Below are 24139 nucleotides of genomic sequence, written 5' to 3'. Positions count from 1 at the left end.
CCGCGGGGCTACGGGGCGGCCGGGCTGGCGGCCTCCTCCTCGGCCTTGTGCGGCTGGGCCACCGGGCCGGACCGCCCCCGCAGCGGGACCTCCTGGACGCACAGGGCGGCGATGAAGGCCACGGTGCAGACGACGGCAGCGGTCAGGAAGATCTGCTGGGTGCCGGTGGCGACCGCATGGAGATAGCCGTCCCTGGCGGCCTGCGGCAGCCGGGCCAGCGCCGCCGGGTCGGGCTGGACCTCGCCCGTCTCCGCCCCGGCGGGCGCGTGGCCCTGGACGGCGCTGGTGAAGAGCGAACCGAAGACCGCGACGCCCAGGGAGCCGCCGATGGTGCGGAACAGGGTGACCGACGCGGAGGCGGCGCCCATGTCGCGCATCTCCACACTGTTCTGCGCGATCGTGGTGACCATCTGCATCTGGCAACCCATGCCCGTGCCCACCAGGGCCATGAAGCACCCGGTGGCCGCGCGGGAGGTCGTGGTGTCCATGGTGGCCAGCAGGAACAGGCCGACGGCCATGCAGACGGTGCCGACGATGGGGAAGATCTTGTACCGGCCGGTGGCGGACATGACCTTGCCGCCGACCTGGGACATGATCACCACGGGGATCATCAGGGGGAGCAGCAGCAGCCCGGAGCGGGAGGCGGAGACACCCTGGACGGTCTGCTGGTACAGCGGCAGATACAGCGAGCAGCCGAACATGACCACCCCGCCCACCAGGATCAGCGAGGACGCCAGGGCGAAGTTGCGGTGCCCGGTGAAGATGCGCAGCGGCATGAGCGGTTCGGCCGCGCGCCGCTGCCGGGCCACGAAGGCGGCCACGCCCACCGCGGCCAGGGCGAACAGGCCCAGGATCTGCCATGAGGTCCACGGGTAGGTGGAGCCGGCCCAGGTGGCGGCCAGGGTCAGGGCGCAGACGGTCGCCGTCATCACGGTGATGCCCGGCCAGTCGATACGGGCCTTGACGCGGGTGGCGGGCAGCCGCAGCATCAGCTGACACCAGACCAGGGTGAGGACACCGAGCGGCAGATTGATGAAGAAGGCCCAGCGCCAGCCGAGATGGCCGGTGACGAAGCCGCCCAGCAACGGGCCGCCGATGGTGCCGATGGCCATGATGGAGGCGGTCATGCCCTGGTAGCGGCCCCGCTCCCGGGGCGGTGCCAGCGAGGCGATCAGCGCGAAGGCGCCGGCGCCGATCCCGCCCGCGCCCAGGCCCTGCAGCGCCCGGAAGACGATCAGCTGGGTCATCGAGTGGGCCGCGCCGGACAGCGCCGAGCCGAGCACAAAGACGACGACGGCGATCAGGTACATGTGCTTGCGGCCGTACAGATCGCCGAACTTGCCCCAGACGGGGGTGGAGGCGGCGGTGGCCAGGGTGTAGGCGGTCACCACCCAGGAGATGTGCTCCAGGCCGCCGAGATCGCCCACGATCGTCGGCATCGCGGTGCCGACGATCGTGGAGTCGAGCATCGACAGCAGCATCGCGAGCAGCACACCGAGCAGGGCCGGACGGACGTTCTTCGGGGCGGTCTCCGGCGGGGCGGGACTGCCGGACGGCGGTGCGTCGGATACGGACATGGCTGATCACTTCCTTCTCAACGCGCTCGGCGCGGGGGTGCTCAGGCGGGCCCCGATCAGAAGAGCACACCGGACAAAAATCCCCGAAGCCCTCCGCGAGCACACGCTGCGGATGCACTCCGACGGCCAGCACGACCCCCGGATGGCACGGTTCGGATTGCGGAGTTCGCTCGAGTTTCCCGGCGGATGCCCTGTGCGGTGGCACGAGGGCGTTAGCGTCTGTCGCTATGCGGTGGGCGGGCGTGATCGGCAGCGTGACCAGGACCGTCGGCGGGCCGAAGGGCCGGTGGGCGGCGGGGCCGGGGCGGCATCGGCGGTGGCTGGTGGTGGCCGCCGTCGTGGCGCTCCCCGTTCAGATGGCGGTCGCGATGGTCACCACGGCGGTGGAGCAGACGCCGACCATCGACGAGCCCGTGTACGTCGGCACGGCGGTGGACTCCCTGCACCATCACCGGGTGCGCTACAACCCCGAGCATCCACCGCTGGGCAAGCTCATCATCGAGGCGGGGGTGGCCCTCGCACGCCCGCACCTCGACGCCGCCTTCGCCGGTGGCCAGACGGCGCTCGGACGGCATGTGCTCTACGAAACGGGCAACGCCCCCTGGCGGCTGATGCTGTGCGCACGGCTGCCGATGATCGCGCTGACGCTGCTGTTCGGACTGGTGGTGTTCGCGTTCGCCCGTGAGCTGGCCGGACCCGTGGGTGGGGCGGTGGCGCTCGCCCTGTACACCTTCTCGCCGGACATCATCGCGCACGGTTCCCTCGCCACGCTCGACGTACCGGCGGCCGGTTTTCTGCTGACGTCGGTCTGGCTGCTGTGGCGGGCGCGGCGGCGGCCACGGCTGTATCTTCCGCTCGCGGGAGTGGCGCTCGGCGCGGCCCTGGCCACGAAGATGAGCATGCTGGCGGCGGTTCCGGTGCTGCTGCTCCTGGCCGTGCTCTCGGTCTGGTACGCCCGCCGTACCCACGACCGCACACCGCGCGGCCATGCGCGGTCCCTCGGGATCGGGGTGGCGGCGGCGGTGGCCGTGGCGCTGATCGCGGTGGCCGTGGTGTGGGCCGTCTACTTCCTGGTCGACCCCCGGCTGCGCTGGACGCCCACCGGGCCGGTGCCAGTCGTCCACGGGCTGCGCGGGCTCGCCGTCGACCTGCTGCCGCTGCCGGAGGCGTACCGCGATGGGATGCGTGTCCAGTTCGGCTTCGAGTACGACACCTGGCATGGCTTTCTGCTCGGCCGCCGCTACCTCGGGTCGCTCTGGTACTACCTGCCCGTCGCGCTGCTGGTGAAGACGCCCCTTGGCATGCTGGCGCTCTGGGCGGCCGGGAGCGTCACGATGCTGGTGGTGCCCCGGCTGCGGCCCGCCGCGCCGTATGTGCTGATCCCCGCGGCCGTGCTGCTGCTCGCCGCCCTCGACGGAGCCCGCAACCTCGGGGTGCGCTACGCCATCTTCCTGCCGATGTTCCTGGCGGTGGCCACGGCCGGGCTGATGGCCGTGCGGCGGCGCTGGGCGTACGGGGCCACCCTGGGGCTGGTCCTGTTCGTCGCGGTCAGCTCGCTGCGGACGTATCCGTACTATCTGCCGTACTCCAACGAGGCATTCGGCGGCCCGTCCCGGACCCATCTGCGGCTGCATGACTCGAACGTCGACTGGGGGCAGGACCTGGGGCGGCTGGCCGACCGCCTCCGGGAGCGATACCGGGGCGAGCGGATCTGGCTCGTCTACAAGGGCAGCGGTGTGCCGTCCGCCTACGGCATCCACGCGTCCGACCCGCGCCGGGCCCGCCCGGAGGAGGTGCGCGGGCTGCTGGTGGTCTCGGACTCGTCGATCGCGCAGGCCACCGGCCGGCTGGCGGCGCTGATCGACGGCAGCGAGCCGATCGACGAGGTCGGCCACTCGATCACCATCTACCGCCGCTGACCACCTCTGCCATGTCATGACATCTCTCACACCGGGCGCCGTCGTAAAGGGGGCGTAGCGGCTCATATCGACTAGCCGACATAGTGGTTTTATCTTCTCTGTCGGAAATAGCCGGTTCCGCGCCCTCTCGACCCCCGGTGCTCCGGGCCGGTTGTCCACTCGCCTGGTTGCCGCGATTTCTGATGGGGCGTCGGACCACCTGAGCGCTCCCCGGAACCGGCTCAGCATGTCTCGCCGCTGATCGCAAGCGCCGTCCTCGCTACGAACCCTTGTAGTACGAACACGTGTGTTGCCCCGCGTGGCGACGGCTCCAAGAATGACGGGCCTCAACCGAGTGTGAGGTCACGTATGAGCAAGCACCGCAACAGCACGACGCACCGCCGCAAGATAGCCATCGCCACCCTCGCCGTGGCCGCCGTGGGTGTTCCCTCGGCCGCGATGGCACAGTCCGCCACCGCGGGCTCCTCCGCCGCCACTTCCGCGGCCGCCACCGACCAGCAGGAGGTGGTGGATCTCGTCAACAGCGAGCGCAGCAAGGCCGGTTGTAAGCCGCTGACCGTGAACGAGAAGCTGACCAAGGCCGCCCAGGACCACAGCGAGGACATGGCGGCCCACAGCAATATGTCGCACACCGGCTCCGACGGGTCCTCCCCGGGTGACCGGATCGAGCGCGCGGGCTACTCCTGGAGCACCTACGGCGAGAACGTGGCCTACGGCTACGAGTCGCCCAAGAGCGTCATGGAGGGCTGGATGTCCAGCCCGGGCCATAAGGCCAACATCCTGAACTGCGACTTCAAGGAGATCGGCGTCGGCGTGGCGCAGCCCGGCCACTACTGGACGCAGGACTTCGGCGCCGCCCGGTAGTTCATCCCTCCCGAGCCGGGTACGGCCGGCCCAGTCCCAGCGCCGCCGGTGGCGGCAGGGGGCGGGCCGGCTCGGCCCGCCCCGCCTCGAAGGACCGCAGGAGGTGGGCCACCAGCCGCCGGGACGCGGCCGGTGCCGTCGCCGCGTCGCCGATGACACCTCGGTTGGCCATGAAGACGAGGGTCAGATCGGACACGTCGAAGTCCTGGCGCAGCCGTCCCGCGGCCTTGGCGCGCCGGACCACCTCGGCGAAGCCCTCTTCGATGCGCAGCCGCTCCCGCTCGAAGCCTGCCGTGTCGGGATGCGACGACAGGAGAGCGTCGTTGAACCCCCGGTCATGTGCCTGTGAGGCACACACCGTCTCGATGGTCCGGCGGAAGGCCCGCCACGCGTCCTCGTCGGCCAGGGCGTCGTCGACGGCCGTCGCGCAGGCGGCGAACTCGTCCGAGAACACCGCCGTGACCAGCGCCTCGCGGGTGGGGAAGCGCCGGTAGAGCGTGGCCACCCCGACCCGGGCATGACGGGCGATGGTGGCCATCGGCACATCGAGCCCGCGCGAGACGAACAGCGCCCGGGCCGCATCGAGGACGCGTCGGCGGTTGGACTCCGCGTCGGACCGCAACCCTGAGCCCTGGACGGCGGGATCCCCGGTGGCGGGCGCTATGTGAGAGACGCGGGAAGGCATGTTTCTTACATTACGCCGACCCGGCGGTTCGACCCTTTGTGCGCATTAGCGTGGCGGCCACCCCGATATGCGAAAGGGACGATGAGGGCGATGAGTGAGATGCGCGCGGCGCGATACGACCGGTACGGACCTCCCGAGGTGCTGTACGAGGGCACGCTGCCCAAGCCGGTGGCCGGTCCGCGGGAGGTGCTGGTGCGGGTGCACGCCACGAGCGTGAACGGTGGCGAGCTCTTGGGCCGGGCGGGCAAGCTGAAGCTGGTGACCGGGCGGAAGTTCCCCCAGGGCACCGGCATCGACATCGCCGGGGAGGTCGCCGAGGTAGGTTCCTCCGTGAGCCATCTCGCGATGGGCGACCGGGTGTGGGGGGCGACGCCGCGCGGGACGTTCGGGGCGGCCGCCGAGTACGTGGCCGTCCGGCCACGTCAGCTCTCCTTCGCGCCCGACGGTATCGATCTGGTCCGGGCCGCTGCCCTGCCCGGCGTCGGCACCACGGCCATCACGGCGCTGCGCGACAAGATCGGCTTGCGGAGCGGTGAGCGGCTGCTGGTGCGTGGGGCGGCCGGCGGTGTCGGCAGCGTCGCCGTGCAGCTCGGACACGCGCTCGGTGCCCATGTCACCGCGCTCGCCGGAGCGGGAGCCCTCGACTTCGTCCGGGAGCTCGGCGCCGATGAGGCCCATGACTACCGGACCACCGGGCCGACCGCCCTCGGCCCCTTCGACGCCGTACTGGACACAGTGGGCACCGGGCTCGGCGCCTACCGCGGGCTGCTGTCGCCCGGCGGTCGCATGGTGTCCATCGCCTTCGCAGACCGTCCGCTGTCTTCGCTGGGCTCCATCCTCGTCTCCACCCTGCACGGCTCACGGCGGGTGCGGGCCTTCTCCGGCAATCCCACGCATGAGCTCTTCGCGGACCTTGCCGCGTATGTGGAGAAGGGGGCCATCCGGCCGGTCATCGACACCGTCCATCCGCTCTCCGGCGTGGGAGAGGCCCACCGCGCCATGGAAGCCGGGGGTGTCCGCGGCAAACACGTCATCCAGGTGGTGTGAGGCCATAAAACAGAGAAACGCCCCGGCCGCCTTGACGGCCGGGGCGTTTCTCAGCGTATATTGGGGATTTCCATGTGCTAATGAATTTATGGCATATGGAAACCTGATGAAGTCATCGTATCCCGGCGGGAGTCGAATTGTCAAACGAGGAATGGGACCGTGAGCAAGAATTCCTTGATCTGCTCAATGGGCGCCTCGCCGAGCTCAGGGCACGAGCCGAGGAGTCGGTGACCGAAGCGCTGTCCTTGGCGGGCACCACCTTCCAGGCTCGGCTGGAGCGCGATGTGCTGGTGGCCGAGCGGTCCGGTCTGCTCGCCGCGTTCGAGTCGGGGGAGCGGGGGCTGTGCTTCGGCCGGCTGCTCTTCCGCGACGGCCGTGACCACCACATCGGTCGCATCGGCATCCGGCGCGATGACGCGGATCGCACCCCGCTGGTCATCGACTGGCGGGCCGATGTGGCGCGTCCGTTCTATCTCGCCACCGGGCACACCCCCATGGGGCTGCGCCGCAGGCGCCACATCACCACCGAGGGCCCCAAGGTCACCGGGTTGCACGACGAGATCCTGGATCTCGCGGACACCATACGGACCGGGCATGAGGGGTCCGACGCGGACGCCGTCCTGCTCGCCGCGCTCGATGCCGCGCGCACCGGGCGGATGCACGACATCGTGCAGACCATCCAGGCCGAACAGGACCAGATCATCCGCGCCCCGCACCACGGCGTCCACGTCGTCGAGGGCGGCCCCGGCACCGGGAAGACCGTCGTGGCGCTGCATCGCGCCGCGTATCTGCTCTACGCGCAGCGGGAGTTGCTGGCCCGTCGCGCGGTGCTGATCGTCGGGCCCAACCCGGCGTTCCTCGGCTACATCGGGGAGGTGCTGCCCTCGCTCGGCGAGACGGGCGTGCTCCTCGCCACGCTCGGTGAGCTCTTCCCCGGGGTGACGGCCACCGGCACCGACACCCCCGAGGCCGCCGAGGTCAAGGGCCGCGCGGAGATGGCGGATGTCCTGGCCCGCTTCGTACGGGACCGGCAGACGCTGCCCGACCCCGCGATCGTGATCGACCACGACGACGGTGAACTGGTGCTGGACCGGGACATCGCGTCCGAGGCCGGCCACAAGGCCCGGGAGACCGGGCTGCCGCACAACCTCGCCCGTCCGCACTTCGCGTTCCGCATCATCGACGACCTCACCGATCAGCTCGTCGACCGGATCGGCGCCGACCCCTACGGCGGGCCCAACCTCCTCGGCGCGGACGACGTCGCCCAGCTCGGCAAGGCGATCGCGGTCAACCCCGAGGTGCACGCCGCCATCGAGCAGCTATGGCCGGCCCTCACCCCGCAGCAGCTCGTGGCCGACTTCCTCAGCGACCCCGTCCACCTCTCCGACGCCGACGCCGCCGCGATCCGCCGCACCGACGGCGAGTGGACCCCCGCCGACGTCCCGCTGCTGGACGAGGCCGCCGAACTCATCGGCCACGACAACTCGGCGGCCCGCGCCGCCGCGGAGGCCGAGCGCCAGGAGCGCATCGACTACGCGCAGGGCGTGCTCGACCTCTCCTACGGCTCCCGCACCCTGGAGTTCGAGGACCGCGACGACGAGGAGTCGGAGGTGCTGGCCGCCCACGACCTGATCGACGCCGAACGGCTGGCGGACCGGTCCGAGGAGCGCGACCACCGCAGCGCCGCCGAACGCGCCGCCGCCGACCGCACCTGGGCCTTCGGCCACATCATCGTGGACGAGGCCCAGGAGCTGTCCGTGATGGCGTGGCGGCTGCTGATGCGGCGCAGCCCGACCCGTTCGATGACGCTGGTCGGCGACCCCGCGCAGACCGCGGAACCGGGCGGCTGCGGCTCCTGGTCCTCGATCCTGGAGCCGTACGTGGGCGACCGCTGGGAGCACACCCGGCTCGGCGTCAACTACCGCACTCCTACGGAGATCATGGAGATCGCGGCGCGGGTGGCCCGCACCGTCGACCCCGCCTTCCAGCCGCCGCGTTCGGTCCGCGCCACGGGGGTGCGGCCCTGGGCGGAGCACACCGGCGATCTGCCCGGCGCGGTGGCCGCGGCCGTGGCGCGGGAGACCCGCACCGAGGGCCGTCTCGCGGTGATCGCCCCGAAGGACCGCCATGACGCGCTGTCAGCCGTCCTCCCGGAGGCGTCCACCGGCCGGTCCCCGGACCTGACCAGCGAGGTGGTGCTGCTCGACCCCCGGCAGGCCAAGGGGCTGGAGTTCGACACGGTGATCGTGGCCGAGCCCGGGGAGTTCGGCACCAGCGACCTCTATGTGGCGCTCACCCGGGCCACCCAGCGGCTGGGTGTGGTGCACACCGGGCCGCTGCCGGAGGGGCTGCGCGACCTGTCCGACCTGTCCGACCTGACCGACCCGTCCGAACTGACGGACCCCTCCGACCTGGCTGGTCACGAGGGGTCCGACGGCTCCGCGGGGACGGCGATGTCGCGGAACTCCGCCCGGGCGTCCTCGGTGTAGGCGCCCACACTCCCCGCCGCGTACGGGCGTTCCCGGTCGGTGAAGCCCACCACCTGACGGTCGTCCACCGACACCGTCATCCGCGGACCTTGCTGCCGGACCCGTACGTCCGACCAGTCACCGACCCGGAAGGGGCGGGTGCCGGTGGCCAGGAACCGCTGCCCGCCCCGATAGGCCGGGTCCCGTTTGCCCAGCTCCCAGCCGTTGGGCTTGAGCGCCACATAGTAGAAGTGCTCCGGGTCGGTGTACGCCCACACCAGCCACGCCACTTCCCATGGATTGGGCTCGGGTGTGCGCAGTTGCTTCGCCGTGCGCATCCGGGCCCGGAAGTCCAGGCGCTCGTAGCGGGCGGTGGAGACCACCAGGCAGGCATGGGTACGGTCCTCACGGCGGGCCGCCCGCGGAGTGAGCGTCAGCTCGTCCACCCCGCCGACGTTCCCGCCGTAGCCGTGGAACACCGACCGCCACGGGCCGTGCACCGAACCGTCCCGCCAGGTTCTGACGTTCTCCGGCCGCCGCTCCCGGTCCCATACGCCGGACAGCGCGAGCGCCCCGACCACCACGAGGACGACGGCCAGCACCAGCCCCCCGGCACGCCACCAGGTGCGCCCGCGTAACGACGTCATGCCACCGGATCATACGAGCCGGCCGCGTCGCGCCGTGCGGTGTTCACCGCCTTCTCCTGACCGAAGTCCTCGGTGAGCCGGGCCATGATGCGGTCGGCGGCCCGGCCGTCGCCGAAGGGATTTCCCGCCCCGGCCATCCGCTCGTACTCCTCCGGATCGTCCAGTAACCGCCCGGCGGCGGCGAGGATCGCCTCCGGGTCCGTGCCCACCAGCCGGGCCGCCCCCGCCTCGACCGCCTCGGGGCGCTCGGTGGTGGTCCGCAGCACCAGCGCGGGCTTGCCGAGGCTCGGGGCCTCCTCCTGCAGCCCGCCGGAGTCGGTCAGCACCAGATCGCAGTCGGCGAGGGTGGCGGCGAAGTCCAGATAGTCCAGCGGATCCACCACCCGCACCCCCGGATGGGCGTCCAGCTCCGGCAGCAGGGCCTCCCGCACCGCGGGGCTGCGGTGCAGCGGCAGCACGATTTCCACATCACCGCGGTCGGCCAGCCGGCGCAGCGCCGCGCCCATCGCCCGCATCCGCTCCCCCTGGTTCTCCCGGCGGTGCAGGGTCAGCAGCACCTTGCGGTGTGCGGTGCGGAAGGCGCTGTGCCCGGCGCCCTCCTTCAGCACCCACAGCAGGTTGTCGATGACCGTGTTGCCGGTGGTGATCACCTGCTCCGGCGGTACGCCCTCGGCCCGGAGCTGGGCGGCGGACCGGTCGGTGGGGGCGAAATGCCAGCGGGCCACCCGGCCGATCATCCGCCGGTTGAGCTCCTCGGGAAAGGGGTTGTCCAGGACGCCGGTACGCAGCCCCGCCTCGACATGAGCCACCGGTACGCGTTCGTAGAACGCGGCCAGCGCACCGCACAGCGCCGTGGTGGTGTCGCCCTGGACCACCACCAGATCCGGCCGTTCGGCGCGGATCACCGTGCCCAGCCCGTCCACCAGCCGCGCGGTCAGCTCCGACAGCCGCTGCCGGTCCCGCATCACGGCCAGGTCGGTCTTCACCCCGACGCCCAGCAGACCGAGCATCTGCTGCAGCATCTCGCGGTGCTGACCGGTGGTCACCACCACCGGCTGGAACAGCGTGGAGGCGGCCATCGCCCGGACCACCGGGGCCAGTTTGATCGCCTCCGGGCGGGTGCCGAGCACCAGCATGGTCCGGACGGCGGTGCGGGGCGGACGCGGTGCGGAGGGCTCGTCCATGGACAGGGACACGGGTCTGCCAATGAGGGACATGGGTCTCCTTGACGAGAGGAGTGAAATGAAGCGGAGCGAAAGGGAAGGAGCTGCACAAGCGGGGTGGCGCAGGGCGTGCGGGAAACCGGCAGTGCATGAGGTGCGTCAGCGGTGCGTGCGGTGCGTCAGTGTGCGATGCGTGCGATGCGTGCGGTGGGTCAGCGGTGCATGAGGTGCCGAAGCCGTGTCTGAGGGTCAGCTGCGGGCGGTCTTGAGCCAGGTGCGCTTTCCGGTGACGGCCCGCCACAACCCCCACCAGCCCGCGGCGAACCAGATGTAGCCGTAGATCACGAAGATGTGGCCGAGCAGTACCGCGTGGAGCGTGCCGAGCGAGGATTCGCGCCGGCGGTAGACGAAGCCGTAGATCCAGGCCGCGGTGAACGAGAGCAGATACGGGCCGAGGAACCACATGGTGGAGACCAGCGGCCGGCCGGCCTGGAGGGAACCGGCGATCGTGCCGAGGACCGCCACCAGGAAGGACAACGGCAGCAGTGAGGTGAGCAGGATCAGCACCGGGCTGGACAGGTGGTAGATGAGGTCCATCGCGGCCCGGCCGGGCACCTCCCGCAGGATCAGCGGGACCAGGTTGGCCGACTGCAGATGCCCCTGGAACCAGCGGGACCGCTGGCGCACCAGCCGCCGCAGATCCAATACGGCCTGCTGGGAGACGGCCGCCGTGGTGCAGTGCTGATTGGTCCAGCCCCGGGCGATCAGCCGCACCCCGAGGTCCAGGTCCTCGGTGAGGCTGTCGCTCCAGGGGTCCTCGCCCAGCGAGTCGAGCGCGGACAGCCGCATGAACTGGCCGTTGCCGCCCATGCCGACGCTGCCGATGAACCGGCGGGCGCTTTGGAAGATGTCGCCGTAGACGACGAACTCCATGTCCTGCATCCGGGCCAGCAGCCCGGCCCGGCGGTTGTACATCCGGACGCCGATCTGGGTGGCCCCGGTCCGCGGGTCGTTGAAGAACGGGTCGACCGCCTCGATGACATGCGGGTCCAGCCGGCCGTCCGCGTCCACCACACAGACGATGACATCGTCCGGGTCACGGCCGCCGAGCAGCCCCGAAGCGCGCAGCAGTCGCACACCGTCGTTGAGCGCGGCGCCCTTGCCGAGGCGGGCGCCCGGCAGCTTGCGCTGATGGAGCCACACCCGCTCGGGGTCCGCGGACCGGGCGATCTCGGCGGTCCGGTCGTCGGAGGCGTCGTCGATGACGAGGGCGACGCACTTTCCGGCGGGCAGGGCGGTAATCCGCGCAAGGCTTTCGGCCAGTACTTTCTCCTCGTTCAGGCAGGCGAGCAGAAAGACATAGAAGCGTTGTTCACCGGAGCCGGAACGGTGCGGCAGCCGGCGCCGGGACAGCAGGAACAGACCGAAGTTGTAGGTACCGGCCATCACGATGATGGCGATGCTGGCCCATATCAGGGGCTCATCGGTCACGTCCGGTCCACCGCGGACAGGTCCTTGGCCCCGGGGGCCCTGGAACCGGTCGCGGAGGGGCGGGCACGTAATCGTATTCGAGCCAGCAACAGGCCGAAAACAATGAGGCAGTACAACAGGAATCCCGCCCCGGCGGTTGCCTGCAAAGCCCTGGCAACCGGAATTCCAGGAATCATTTCCGGCGCCGCGGCCAGGCCGACCAAGGGCAGCACTGATCCCACAGCAGACCTACCGTACATCGGTCCCCCCACCTTAGTTGGCGCAGGAGTGCCGGACGCCTCCCCAACGGGCCGACCTCTGCGCGCTTACGGAAGGTACCAGACCCAACACGGCCGAAGGTGAGCTTCAGTTGAACTTTCAAGACGTAATTTTCTGCCCCATCGGCCCCATTGACAGGCGGCGTGAATCGTCAGAACAATCACCGGATTGTTGAGCTCAGTGATCCCGCTGGTGGAAATTCGGTGGGAAACCGGCCATGATCCATGCGCGGTGTCCGGCCATGATCCTCAGGCCGTAATCGGCCATGATCCGCTGTTTTCCCGCTGTCTCGTTCCCTGTAATGCGGGACCCGAATGAGGGGGGTAAAGAGCATGACGGAACCCTTAAGAAGAGCACGGCCGGCCTGGCTGGCGTTGATCGCCCTCGCCATCACCGCCCTGCTGGGCGGCGGCTTTTTGGCGCCTTCCGCGGCGGCGGCCCGCGAGGGCCGGGGGGACGCCGACAGGTCGGCGGCACAGAGCCCCGCGACCGGTGTGAACGGCAAGGACCTCAAGGGCTGGGCGGCCGCCCAGCGGTCCGCCGACCGTGAGCGCCGCGCCGAGATGGCCGGAAGCCACACCGGCGAAAAGCGGACATCGAAGCAGCTCCGGCGGTCGCTCCGGGCCACCGGACCGCACGCGAAACGCGCACCGCGGGCCCCCGAACCGGGTCAGGCCAAGACGCTGGTCCTGTACGACACGGCGGGCCCGTACGGACACCTCGGTGAGCTGTACGCGATGGGCGTGGCCAACCTCGGCGGCCACTTCGGCACCGTGACCTCCAAGCCGGTCCAGGAGTACACCTCCGGCCTGATGGAGAGCTACGACGCCACCGTCTACATCGGCTCCACCTACTACGGCGACGAGATCCCCGACGCCGTACCGGAGGACTTCTACCTGGACACCCTGCTCTCCGAGCGGCCGGTGATCTGGGTGGGCGAGAACATCTGGAACATGGCGAACTCCGTCAGCCTGCAGGAGTTCGCGTACCGGTACGGCTGGGACCCGACCTCGTCGTTCTACGACGTGGACGGCAGCGTCGGCGAGATCACCAAGGTGGCCTACAAGGGCCAGGACCTGACCCGGAAGATTCCGGCGGGCCAGGACGCCGGTGTCCTGCACCCCCACATCACACCCGGTGGGGACAACGCGCCGGTGACCGAGCTGGCCCAGGCGGTCGACACGGCCGGTGGCGCGGTGAAGACCTCCCCGTGGGCGATCCGCTCCGGCAACCTGACCTACGTCGGTGAGATCCCCTTCACCTACGTTTCCGAGGCCGACCGGATCATCGCCTTCCAGGACCTGCTCTTCGACGCGCTGGCTCCCGAGACCGCCGAACAGCACCGGGCCATGGTGCGTCTGGAGGACATCACCCCGCTCTCCGACACCACCAGCCTGCGGGCGGTCGCGGACTACCTGAAGTCGAAGAACATCGCCTACGGCATCAATGTCATCCCGGTCTACAGCGACCCCAAGGGCGTGCAGAACAACGGCGTGGCGCGCACCGTGCGCCTTGCCCAGCGCCCGGCGCTGGTGAACACCCTCAAGTACATGCTCAACAACGGCGCGGTGCTGATGGACCACGGCTACACCCATCAGTACGGCAACGTCGACAACCCGTACAACGGGCTGACCGCCGACGACTTCGAGTTCTTCCGGGCCCATGTGGACGCCACCGACACGGTGGTCTACGACGGCCCGGCGACCGAGGACTCCGCAGAGTGGGCACAGGGCCGGGTCACCGCCGCCCTGGCCGAGTTCACGCGGGTGGGCCTGCCCACGCCGAAGCTGTGGACCACTCCGCACTACGCGGCCTCGGCCACCGACTACAAGGTGTTCGCGCAGAACTTCGCGGCCCGCATGGAGCGTCCGCTGTACTTCTCGGGCACTCTCTCCGGCACCCCGACCGACTCCAGCCGCTACCTCGGGCAGTTCTTCCCGTACCCGGTCACCGACGTCTACGGCACCAAGGTGATCCCGGAGAACCTGGGCAGCTACGAGCCCGAGGCCCACAACAACAACCCGCCCCGGCTGGCGGCCGACCTGATCAACAACGCCAAGGCCAACCTGGCCGTACGGGACGGCTTCGCCAGCTTCTACTACCACCCCTACCAGCCGGTCGAGCCGCTGAAGGAGACCGTCGAGGGCATCCTGGCCCTCGGCTACACCTTCGTCAGCCCCGAGAGCCTGATCTGAGCGCCACCTGATCCACCGTCATACCGTCCGTAGGCCGTTCCCGGTCCGCCCCGCGCGGGCCGGGAACGGTCACGTACCACCCGGGCCCGTGCCCGAGGAAGGCCCTGCCCCGATGAGAGCGCTGAGGCGGGCGACCGCGGCGGTCACCGCCGCCGTCGCCGTCCTGACCGGATGCTCGGCCGGTGGGGACGACGACCCGCCCACCCCCCATGGCCAGGTGCGGGGCATCACGCTGCCCGCCTGGAACACCGACGACTACGACCGCCCCGAGGCCCGCCGCTATCTGCGGCAGATCGCCGGTACCGGCGCCGGGTGGGTGGTCTTCACCCCCACCTGGTACCAGAACGGGACCCGGCGCGCCACGATGCACACCACCGAGGAGACCGCGAGCGACCGCAGTGTGCGGCGGATCGTCGGCCTGGCCCATGGCGCCGGGCTGAAGGTGATGCTCAAACCGCATGTGGACCTGGTGGACGGCGGCGACCGGGCCGGGATCCGGCCCACCGACCCGGACGCCTGGTTCACCGCGTACCGGCGCTTCATCACCCACTACGCCCGGCTGGCCGGCGAGCTGGACGTGGAGCAGTTCGCCGTCGGCACCGAACTGGCCGGCACCTCCACCGACCGGCGCCGCTGGACCGATGTGATCGCCGCGGTGCGCGACACCTACGACGGCCCGCTGACCTACGCCGCCAACTACGACGAGTACACCCGGATCCGCTTCTGGGGCTCACTCGATCTGATCGGCATCGACGCCTACTGGCCGCTGGCCGACTCCGCCACCGACGACCCCGCGCGGCTGGCGAAGGGCTGGAAGCCGATCGTCGCCGAACTCGCCGCGTTCTCCGCCCGGTGGGACAAGAAGATCCTGTTCACCGAGGCCGGCTACGTCAGCCAGCGGGGCGCCGTCGCCGCGCCGTACTCCTGGACCGTCAGCGAGCGCGCGGCGGTGGATGAGCAGTCCGCCGCGTATGAAGCGCTGCTGACCGCCTTCGACGGCCGGCCGTGGTGGGCCGGGGTGTGCTGGTGGATGTGGGACGACTGGCCGGACAGCGGCGAGACCGCGCCGCGGCTGGCCTACACCCCCCATGGCAAACCCGCCGAGCAGGTGCTGCGCCGCTGGTGGCGGGGGTGACGGGGGGTGTGGTCAACCGCTGTCGGTTATGACGAGCGTCGGTTATGACGAGCAGTCCTCGCTGGATCCGCTGGTGCTCACCCGCAGTGCGCCGCCAGAGGTGTTGGCGCTGTCGGCGAGGCAGTAGGCCGACACGTTCTGGAGGATCACGTCCGCCGGGCTGTCGCTGCCGCGCTGTGCGGTGAAGCGGTTGAAGCGCAGCGCGGTCCCGGAGTTGGCGATGACCGCCGGACGGCCGTCGTTCTTGGCGAACTTGACCGAACTGTCGTTGAACGTGATGTGGTCCGCGTTGTGCAGATACCAGCCGAAGGCGGGACGGGTGCCGATGCTCTTCGGGTTGTAGTCGTCGGAGTCATTGCTGGGAACACCGGTGGACATGGTGCCGTTGCCGCCGGGCACGGTGAGATTGACGTGGTTGAAGGTCACACCGCTGATGTGATTGCCACCGGACTCGCCCCACAGCGTCGGGCTGAAGGAGGGGGTGCTACCGGTGCCGGTGATGTTGTCGTAGGTGATGTCGCTGATGTGGCCGACTCCCGGATTTCCCCCGCACCGTTTTCTCGTCCCGATCTTCTGCATGATGGGGGAGTGCACATTGGTCATGGTGATGTCGCGATAGTGCACATCGGAGATATTGGCGCCGTCCATCGAGACCATGCCGAGCCCGGACTTGTCCGCACCGGTGATGGTGATGCCCTGGAAGACGTAGTCCGTGAAGTCACCACAGGTTTCGGAGCCGAACATCAGGGCGTTGCAGCATTTCGCGGAGAGATGTGAATCGGTCACCCGCACATGGCCGTTGGGCAGCTTGGCGCCCAGGGCGTAATCGCTCTTGAAGGCGAGCGCGTCGTCGTTGGCGGCGATATTGGCGTTGGTGACCGTGACATTGGTGGTGCTGATGATGTTCCAGCCGTCGCGGTCGCTCGCGGTGTCGATGGTGAGGTGGTCCGAGGTCACGTTCTTGCAGCCGTTGATGAGGGCCGCGAAGTGGCCACCGCGCCGCAGGGTGATCCCGTCGAGGGTCAGCCCGTCGCAGCGGGTCAGGGAAATGATCTTGTCTGCCTCGCCGGAGTCGGGGTTGCCGGTGATGAGGTTGCCCGCGCCGTCGATGGTTCCCGAGCCGGTGAACCCGATGTCGGTGAGCTTGTCGCCGTAGAACATCGCGTTGTGGAAGTGGCTGTGGCCGTAGTCCTGGTAGTCGTCGTTCGGGTTGGACTCTGCCTTGTCGTAGGTGTCCGCGCTCGAACCGAGAATCGTGGCCCCGGAGTCCAGCTGGAGGGTTACCTCGCTCTTGAGGTGGACGGTGTTCTTGGACTTGTACTGTCCCGACGGGAAGCGGACGATCCCGCCTCCGGCGCTGTTGGCCGCCGTGATGGCCTTCTCGATGGCGGCGGAGTCATTGCTCGAACCGTCGGCCTTCGCGCCGTAGTCCATCACGCTGAACACCGGGGCCGCGGCGGCGGCCTCCTCGGGTGCGGGGGCGGCGGTCGCCTGGGGCACCTGCGATAACCCGAAGACGGCGGCGAGTGCGAGCGCCGCGCCTGCGGCGAGTCTCTTCATCTCTCGTTCTCCTTCTCCTGTGGAGCCGTGGAGATCCGACGTGTTGTTAGGTCTGGACCTAATTGACCTGCAGTGATTCCCCTGTTGGGGCGGCATTTCTCGATGCGGGCCTGCAAAGGTAGGACCTATCTCCTCTGTGGAACGTAACAGGCGGATACGAGCTGTCAATGGCCTCCGGCCGCCGATCACCTACGATCCCGCTGTGGCCCACTTCCGTATCCAGCGGCGCTCCCCCCTGCCCGTCGGCGAGACCTGGCGACGGCTCACCGACTGGCCGCGCCACGGCGCCCATGTACCACTGAGCGGTGTCACCGTCCGTCCGGCGGGGCCGACCCGGGTGGGCACCGTGGTCGTGGTGCGCACCGGCGTCGGCCGCGCCGGATTCGACGACCCCATGGAGGTCGTGCGCTGGGACCCACCCGTCGGTGACCCGCCCGTCGGTGACACTCCCGGCATCTGCAGGCTGGAGAAGCGCGGCTCGGTGGTCCTCGGATGGGCCGAGATCGAGGTGCGCCCCCGCGACGGCGGGTCCGAGGTGGTCTGGCGCGAGGAGGCGCGGCTACGGGGGCTGCCCCGGCTGTTCGACCCGCCCACGGTCTGGTCCGGCCGTCTGCTCTTCGGCCGTGTGGTCGACGCGCTGCTCGAGGACTGACGGGCGCGTCGGTCCGGCCTGGCGCCCGGCTCTCAAATCACCCGACCCACACGGCAACTGACGACCGGCGACCGACCCGATCATCCGCGCTCACCGCTGGGTAGGGATACGCCGAGCCCCGCCGGGGCCCGTACCGCGCACGGCACACCGCACACGCCCGGCATCACCGCACGGCACCGCACCGCCCCCGAAGGCCACCGAACGCCACGGAGAAGATGTCCCATGCGCAGTCGCTCCAGCACCCTGACCGGCGTCACGGTGTTGTTCACCCTCCTCGCCCTGTTGTTGCCCGTCACCGCGGCCACCGCCACCGCGGCCACCGCCCCCGGGCCGCTGCCGGTCGTCACCCCGCACCCGCAGGAGATGTCCCGCATCGGAGCGGACGTCCACGTCCCCGCCCGTGTCCGCCTCGTCGTCGCCGACGGTGTGGACCGTCCGACACGTGATCTCGTCACCTCCGTGCTGCGCCGCGCGGGGGCCTCGCGGATCCAGGACGGCCCCGGGCCGAAGCTGACCGTGACCGTCGGCCGGATCACCGACGCACGGGTGGTGCGGGCACTCCGGGCCGCCGGGGGCCGGGTGCCCGGTGAGCTTCCCGCCGAGGGCTACGCCCTCGCCGCGGGACGCGCCTCGGTGGCGCTCGCGGGCGCCGACTCGGACGGGACGTACTACGCCGCGCAGACGCTGCGTCAGCTGGTATCCGGCCACCGGACCATCGCGTCCGTCTCCGTCGAGGACCATCCGCTGATGCCGCTGCGCGGGGTGATCGAGGGCTTCTACGGAAGCCCCTGGACCCATGCCGAGCGCATGGACCAACTGGCGTTCTACGGGGACGTCAAGATGAACACCTACATCTACGCGCCGAAGGACGACCCCTACCACCGGGAGAAGTGGCGCGAGCCGTATCCCGCCGCCAAACTCGCCGAACTCGGCGAGCTCGTCCGGCAGGCCACCGACCACCATGTGCGGTTCACCTTCGCCGTCTCCCCGGGGAACTCCATCTGCTACAGCGACCCCGCCGACATCGCCGCGCTGGAGGCCAAGCTGGACGCGGTCTACGACCTCGGGGTGCGCAGCTTCTCCATGCCGCTGGACGACATCAGCTACACCCGCTGGAACTGCGAGGCCGACCGCGCCACTTACGGAGACCCCTCGTCGGAGGCCGCCGCCGAGGCGCAGTCCGACCTGCTCAACGCGGTGCAGAAGGAGTTCCTGGACGAACGGGCGGACACCAGGCCACTCCAGATGGTGCCGACCGAGTACGGGGATGTCACCGACACCCCGTACAAGCGCATGCTGCGCGAGCGGCTGGACGCACGGGTCGAGGTGATGTGGACCGGAACCGATGTGGTGCCGCCACGGATCACCGTCGCCGATGCGGAGCGGGCCGCGGCCGTATGGGGGCGCAAGGTCTTCGTCTGGGACAACTACCCGGTCAACGACTACGGCCAGGCCGAGGGCCGACTGCTGCTCGCTCCGTACGACGCCCGCGAGCCCGGCCTGCACCGGCAGCTCTCCGGCCTGGTCCTCAACCCGATGAACCAGGCCGCCGCCAGTAAGGTCGCCCTCTTCGGCGGGGCGGACTTCGCCTGGAACGACACCGGTTACGACGCCACCCGCACCTGGCAGGCCGCCGCCCGCTACCTCGCCGGGGACGGCCCCGGCGCGCGTCCGGACCGTACGGCCGCCACCGTTCGCTCACTGCTGGCCTTCTTCGACACCCAGCATCTCGCGCCCACCTTCTGCGCCGAACCCTGGCAGCCGCAGGCCCCCGAACTCGCCGCCCGGCTCGACCGGTTCCGCGCCGCCTGGGAGGCGGGGCACGAACGAACGGCCCTGCGGGATCTGCGCCCGTACGCCCGGCTGCTCGCCACTGCCCCCGAGCGCATCCGGGCCGGTGCCGCCGACCGTGGCTTCGTGGCGGACTCCGCGCCCTGGCTGGACGCGCTGTCGCTGTGGGGGAGCGCCTTCGAGCGCACCCTGGACGCGCTGGGCGCCCGTCTCGACGGCCACGAGGCCGAGGCCGCACGGTGGTTCGCCGAGGCGGCGTCGGACGCGAAGCGCGCCGGGGAGATCCGCACCATCCCGGGCGAGACCCGCCCCGAGGGGCCGGTGCGCATCGCCGACGGAGTGCTCGACACATTCATCGCCGAGGCGGCCGAAACCGCCGAAGCCGCCGAGCCCTCCCAAACCGCCTGAGCCTTCGAAGCGTTGCATCCCTGCGAAGGTGGTGACGCTCGGATGGTTCTGCACTACGCTCCGTAGTATGGGGGTACAGGGGGAAAGTGCGGGGCGAGGGACCGCGGTGGTGATCGGCGGAGGTCTCGCCGGGATGCTGGCCGCATGGGCGCTGCGTGGATATGCCGAGCGCATTGTCATAGTCGAGCGCGACCGCCATCCCGAGCGGCCCGCGTTCCGCTCGGGTGTTCCGCAGGGGCGTCACGCACATCTGCTGCTGGAGGCCGGGCATCGGGCGCTGGAGGCGCTGATGCCCGGTGTGCGCGAGGAGTTGACGGCCGCCGGTGCGGTGCGCGTCCCGATGTCGGGTGTGCGCTGGCTGAGCGCGGCCGGGTGGCTCGCGGAGTACGAGAGCGAGGTCGCCTTCCTCTCGTGCACCAGACCGCTGCTCGACCATACGGTGCTGCGCCGGGTGCGCGGCGAGCCCACGGTGCGATGGCTGGAGAACACGGACGTCGTCGGGCTCCTCGGCGCACCGGGCGAGGTGACGGGCGCTCAGGTCCGCGCGCGTGGCGATGCCCGCGCCCAGGTGCGCGAGGTGCGCGCGGAGCTGGTGGTCGACGCCTCCGGGCGCACCTCCGCGCTCCCGGCCTGGCTGGCCCGGCTGGGCTGCCCGCTCGCCCCCGAGGAGCGCGTCGACGCGGGCGTGTCCTACGCCAGCCGGCTCTACGATCGCCCCGCCGGGGCGGATCCGGGCTTCGACGTGCTCTATCTGCAGACCAAGGCCCCCGACGCGCCCAGGCTCGGAGTGGTGCTGCCCGTGGAGGACGGCCGGTGGATCGCCAGTGTCGGCAGTATGCGGGGAGCGCAGGCCGAGCCGGGTGCGGCCGGTTTCGACCGGCAGTTAGGTCTGCTGCGGGACCCGGGCCTGCGCGAGCTGCTGGCCGGGGCCGAGCCCGCCGGTGCGGTCCGCGGCTTCTGGCCCGGCCCGGGGGTGCGGCGTCACTACGAGCGCCGGGCGCCGCGGGGGCTGGTCGTCATCGGTGACGCCGTGTGCACCTTCAACCCGGTCTACGGCCAGGGCATCACCGTGGCCGCCCTCGGCGCCCGCGCCCTGCGGGCCGCCGCCGAGCGCCACGGCGGCATCGGCCACCGTACGGCGCACACCGCCCGTAAGGGCATCGCGGCAGCCGCGGACACCGCGTGGATGCTGTCCTCCAGCGAGGACGTGCGCTTCCCCGCCACCACGGGCGGCCCCGCCGGAGTGTCGGTCCGGGCTCAGCATCGCTACCTGGACCGGGTCATGCGGCGCGCCACCGTCGACCCGCGGGTCTGCAAGGCCCTGCACGAGGTGATGTCGCTGGTCGCCGCCCCCACCGCGCTGATGCGGCCCGCCGTCCTGGGAGCGGTGCTGCGCGGGGGAGGGAGCGGCCGACCCACATCCCCCTAGTGATCGTCGTGGCAGCCGGACGGTGCCGGTGGACCGTCCTAGCATCGACAGCATCCGGGTGTTGAGGCCACCCGCACCACTGCCCCGACGACACGTCAACGGACGTCCAGACGGCCCCATCAGGAGCACAGCGTGCGAGCGACTTTTGCGGATTTCACCATCGATCCGCCTCGATTCGGCAATGGCACGGCCCGCTACGAGCGATGCCATCCCGACCGTGACCGCCTCGCGATCGGCGCGTGCGGACGGGTCGAACTCGACTTCGCGCTGGACGACGGCGAACTGCCGGAGCAGCTCACGCTGACCCTGATCGCGCGGGTCTCACCGCTGGGTGAATCACTAGGATGCGCGCCGATCGACATCACCGTCAACGGGCATGCGGTGATCGAGCAGTTCACCGTGCCCGGCGGCGCCCGCCCCCGGGAGGTGGCCTTCGCGGTCCCCGGTGAGGCGCTGGTGGCGGGCGCGAACACGCTGTGCGTCCGCGGCTGCGCCGAGGCGCGCGGTCTGCTCTGGCTGTACCGCATCACCGTCGAGCCCTCCAGCATCTGCGCCCGTATCCACCTCATGACGGAGGAGCAGCCCGCCGAGGCGGCGGTGTGCGTCTACCGCACCGAGTCGCGCGCCCCGGGCTCCGCCGAATGGCGGCCCGCCCCACGGCTGCTGGTCCATCTCGACCGGGGCGAGGGCTCGCTCCCCGCCCGGCTCGCCTGGCGCGGGCAGGACGGCGCGGAGGCGTCGATCGGCTTCCAGCCGGCGATGACGGAGTTCTACGGACACCGCCGGGCCGCCGACGGCACGCTCACCGAGTACCGGGGGGCGCTGGAGGGCCGCTCGGCCCTCCAGGACAGCGCGTTGGAAGAGGTGATGCACCGCTTCCGTACGGAGGAGGGCGGTGCGGCCGGGGGCGGCCGGTACCTCCGCCAGGAGCTGCGCCTGCTGATCGAGGACGGGGGGCCGCCCGTCGAGCGGGTGATGTGGGGCGACCCGTCGGGCCACTCGGGCACGGTGTCGCTGCTCGCCGCCGAGCCCGGTCCGGAGGCCGAGGTGACCGACCTGGTCACCAGGGTCCGGGCGCACAGCGAGTTCACCGAGGCGGGCGAGGTCGCGGAGAACCTGCTGCACGACTCATGGCACAAGTGGCTGGGCCATGGCGGCCGCGCCTGGCTGGAGTTCACCCTGCGGCGGCCGGTCGCCGTCGGTCACTACGTCCTGACCTCGGCGAACGACGTCCCCGGCCGCGACCCCAGGGACTGGACCCTCAAGGGTTCGAACGACGGGGAGCACTGGGTGGACCTCGACTCCCGCGTGGAGGAGAGCTTCGCGCATCGTCATCAGCCCCGGGGGTTCACCTTCCCCGCCCACGCGGCCTACGGCCACTACCGCCTGGAGATCACCCGGAACGCCGGGGAGGACCATGTCCAGCTCTCCCAGGTCCGGCTCTTCACCTCCGCCCCCCAGCCGAAGGGCTTCATCGGCCACTACCAGCGAGCGGGCGAGGCGCCGACCGGATACCGCGGCACATCGCTGTCGGCCACCCCGGAGCCGGAGCCGGAGGCGGCGAAGGCGCCGCCGCGGACCGTCGAGCAGTGGCGGTCCTATCTGGCGGAGTACAGCGCGGCCATCCTGCGGGTGGCCGACGATGAGGACCTGAGCGGGGTCGGCGACGACCAGCGGGCGGCCGGCTGGCTCGGGTTCGAGGGCGCGGACGAGGAGAGCGTCCGCGCCCTGGAGGAGCGGCTCGGCACCCGGCTCCCGCCGAGCTACCGGGCCTTCCTGGGCGCCTCCGACGGCTGGCTGAACATCAGCCCGTTCATGTGGCGGATGCGGACGGCCAAGACCGTCGGCTGGCTCCGCGAAGCCGACCCCGAGACCTGGAGCGTCATCCGCGGCGGCGAGGGCGAGGACTGGGACGACACCGCGTTCATGGACCGGGCGCTGCTGGTCTCCGAGGAGGGCGACGCCCAGCACTGGCTGCTGGACCCGGCCGATGTGTCCGAGGACGGGGAGTGGGCCGCGTACATCTGGGCGAGCTGGTATCCGGCCCTGGGCGACCGGCACGCCTCGTTCGCCGAGCTGGTCGCCGAGGAGCGCACCGGTTTCGAGGACCAGGCGGCCCTGGAGATCCGCATGGCGCGCCCCGGGAGCGCCGGGGAGCTGGTGGCCGAGGGCCGGGCGCAGGCCCTGCGGGGCGAGGTGCGAAGGGCGATGGCCACCTTCGAGCAGGCCGCGGTCAAGGGCTCGGGCGCCGGTGCGTATCTGGGGGTCATCCTGGGGGCGTTCCTCGACATCAGCGTCGCCCACCACTGGATCCGCAACCGCGTCCTCGGGGACCCGCACGTGATCGAGGTGATCGGCATGGAGCAGATACGGGCCGAGGCCGCCCCGCTCTATCTGCGCTGTGCGGCCGAGGAATGGACCGGCGCCCCCGGTGGCTATGTCTCGGCCCTCGGCGACATCCTGCCGCGGCTCCCGGACGGCGTGGACGGTGTCGTGGGCGCGGGCGGTGTGTCCGCGGGGGGCGCCGCCACCGAGGGCGACGAGACCGCCGCCTGGGTGGCCAGGGCCGCCGCCTTCGTCCCGCCGGCCCTGCCCGAATCCCGCACCTTCCAGCAGGCTCTGGACCTGGCCAGGGCGCTGGCCGACCGCGGCGCCATCGATCAGTCCTGGGCGGTGATCGAGGCCGCCCTGCCCCACTGGCACGCCGACTCCCCGCACCGCATCGCCCCGGTCGTCCTGCTCACCGATCCGGCGTTCCGCGAGGTGATCACCCCGGCCCGGGCCCGTCGCGTCGTCACCACGCCCCGGGGAGAATTCCGCGAGTAGGCCCCTGCCCTTCTATGGCCCGCT

Annotated in this window: 17 protein-coding genes; 10 read left to right on the top strand and 7 right to left on the bottom strand. The window is 70.8% G+C overall.

Annotation, left to right across the window (positions count from 1 at the left end):
- Positions 1-8: 8 nt before the first annotated feature.
- Complete coding sequence (locus J5X86_RS13455; RefSeq protein ID WP_208516973.1) at positions 9-1577, bottom strand: MDR family MFS transporter; 1569 nt, start codon at positions 1575-1577, stop codon at positions 9-11.
- Positions 1578-1804: 227 nt separating this feature from the next.
- On the opposite strand from J5X86_RS13455, the gene J5X86_RS13450 reads away from it, so the two are divergent.
- Together J5X86_RS13450 and J5X86_RS13445 are read left to right on the top strand one after the other, a co-directional pair.
- The gene (locus tag J5X86_RS13450; protein ID WP_208516972.1) at positions 1805-3496 is read left to right on the top strand and encodes a phospholipid carrier-dependent glycosyltransferase; all 1692 of its coding nucleotides are present in this window, start codon (positions 1805-1807) and stop codon (positions 3494-3496) included.
- 348 nt (positions 3497-3844) lie between these two features.
- The gene (locus tag J5X86_RS13445; RefSeq protein WP_208516971.1) at positions 3845-4360 is read left to right on the top strand and encodes a CAP domain-containing protein; all 516 of its coding nucleotides are present in this window, start codon (positions 3845-3847) and stop codon (positions 4358-4360) included.
- A 1-nt stretch (position 4361) separates the two neighbouring features.
- On the opposite strand, the gene J5X86_RS13440 is transcribed toward J5X86_RS13445, so the two are convergent.
- On the bottom strand, positions 4362-5045 hold the full coding sequence (locus tag J5X86_RS13440) for a TetR/AcrR family transcriptional regulator (RefSeq protein ID WP_208516970.1): 684 nt from the start codon (positions 5043-5045) through the stop codon (positions 4362-4364).
- Positions 5046-5135: 90 nt separating this feature from the next.
- Here J5X86_RS13440 and J5X86_RS13435 point away from each other — a divergent pair, with 90 nt between their 5' ends.
- A complete protein-coding gene (locus J5X86_RS13435; RefSeq protein ID WP_208516969.1) occupies positions 5136-6092 on the top strand; it encodes an NAD(P)-dependent alcohol dehydrogenase in 957 nt (318 codons plus the stop codon).
- 137 nt (positions 6093-6229) lie between these two features.
- Entirely contained in the window at positions 6230-8581 is a 2352-nt protein-coding gene (locus J5X86_RS13430) for an ATP-binding domain-containing protein (RefSeq protein ID WP_208516968.1), read from the top strand.
- On the opposite strand, the gene J5X86_RS13425 is transcribed toward J5X86_RS13430, so the two are convergent.
- The 3 genes from J5X86_RS13425 to J5X86_RS13415 all read right to left on the bottom strand — a co-directional run bounded on the left by J5X86_RS13425 (position 8512) and on the right by J5X86_RS13415 (position 11861).
- Positions 8512-9207 (bottom strand): family 16 glycoside hydrolase, encoded by a 696-nt coding sequence (locus tag J5X86_RS13425; RefSeq protein WP_208516967.1) that lies wholly within the window; start codon positions 9205-9207, stop codon positions 8512-8514. The two genes, J5X86_RS13430 and J5X86_RS13425, sit on opposite strands and share 70 nt — an antisense overlap.
- Entirely contained in the window at positions 9204-10424 is a 1221-nt protein-coding gene (gene wecB / locus J5X86_RS13420) for a non-hydrolyzing UDP-N-acetylglucosamine 2-epimerase (RefSeq protein WP_243980186.1), read from the bottom strand. The genes J5X86_RS13425 and wecB overlap by 4 nt, the downstream gene beginning before the upstream one ends.
- A gap of 195 nt (positions 10425-10619) precedes the next feature.
- A complete protein-coding gene (locus tag J5X86_RS13415; RefSeq protein WP_208516966.1) occupies positions 10620-11861 on the bottom strand; it encodes a glycosyltransferase family 2 protein in 1242 nt (413 codons plus the stop codon).
- 590 nt (positions 11862-12451) lie between these two features.
- Here J5X86_RS13415 and J5X86_RS13410 point away from each other — a divergent pair.
- Both J5X86_RS13410 and J5X86_RS13405 read left to right on the top strand, forming a co-directional pair.
- Entirely contained in the window at positions 12452-14314 is a 1863-nt protein-coding gene (locus tag J5X86_RS13410; protein WP_208516965.1) for a DUF2334 domain-containing protein, read from the top strand.
- 112 nt (positions 14315-14426) lie between these two features.
- A complete protein-coding gene (locus tag J5X86_RS13405) occupies positions 14427-15449 on the top strand; it encodes a hypothetical protein (RefSeq protein ID WP_208516964.1) in 1023 nt (340 codons plus the stop codon).
- 42 nt (positions 15450-15491) lie between these two features.
- Here J5X86_RS13405 and J5X86_RS13400 read toward each other — a convergent pair whose 3' ends face one another.
- Entirely contained in the window at positions 15492-17009 is a 1518-nt protein-coding gene (locus tag J5X86_RS13400) for a glycoside hydrolase family 28 protein (protein WP_208516963.1), read from the bottom strand.
- A 202-nt stretch (positions 17010-17211) separates the two neighbouring features.
- Between J5X86_RS13400 and J5X86_RS13395 the strand changes: the two genes are divergently transcribed.
- A complete protein-coding gene (locus tag J5X86_RS13395) occupies positions 17212-17661 on the top strand; it encodes an SRPBCC family protein (protein WP_208516962.1) in 450 nt (149 codons plus the stop codon).
- Positions 17662-17741: 80 nt separating this feature from the next.
- Here the strand turns inward: J5X86_RS13395 and J5X86_RS52840 are convergent, their stop codons facing one another.
- Positions 17742-17981, bottom strand: a complete 240-nt coding sequence (locus J5X86_RS52840; protein WP_374229246.1) for a hypothetical protein — start codon at positions 17979-17981, stop codon at positions 17742-17744.
- Between J5X86_RS52840 and J5X86_RS13390 the strand changes: the two genes are divergently transcribed.
- From J5X86_RS13390 to J5X86_RS13380, 3 genes are all read left to right on the top strand, one after another.
- The gene (locus tag J5X86_RS13390; protein ID WP_208516961.1) at positions 17884-19860 is read left to right on the top strand and encodes a beta-N-acetylglucosaminidase domain-containing protein; all 1977 of its coding nucleotides are present in this window, start codon (positions 17884-17886) and stop codon (positions 19858-19860) included. The two genes, J5X86_RS52840 and J5X86_RS13390, sit on opposite strands and share 98 nt — an antisense overlap.
- 109 nt (positions 19861-19969) lie before the next feature.
- Positions 19970-21289, top strand: coding sequence for an FAD-binding monooxygenase (locus J5X86_RS13385; RefSeq protein WP_308124536.1), 1320 nt, complete (start codon positions 19970-19972; stop codon positions 21287-21289).
- Positions 21290-21421: 132 nt separating this feature from the next.
- Positions 21422-24115 carry an SMI1/KNR4 family protein gene (locus J5X86_RS13380; protein ID WP_208516959.1) on the top strand — a complete coding sequence of 898 codons (2694 nt, stop codon included), beginning with the start codon at positions 21422-21424 and terminating at the stop codon, positions 24113-24115.
- Positions 24116-24139 lie beyond the last annotated feature (24 nt).

The sequence above is a fragment of the Streptomyces sp. NEAU-YJ-81 genome (assembly GCF_017592595.1).
In the GTDB taxonomy this organism is placed as follows: Bacteria; Actinomycetota; Actinomycetes; order Streptomycetales; family Streptomycetaceae; genus Streptomyces; species Streptomyces hygroscopicus_B.
The sequence above is the reverse complement of the archived record's forward strand: the minus strand, read 5'-3'. Positions and strand labels throughout refer to the sequence as shown.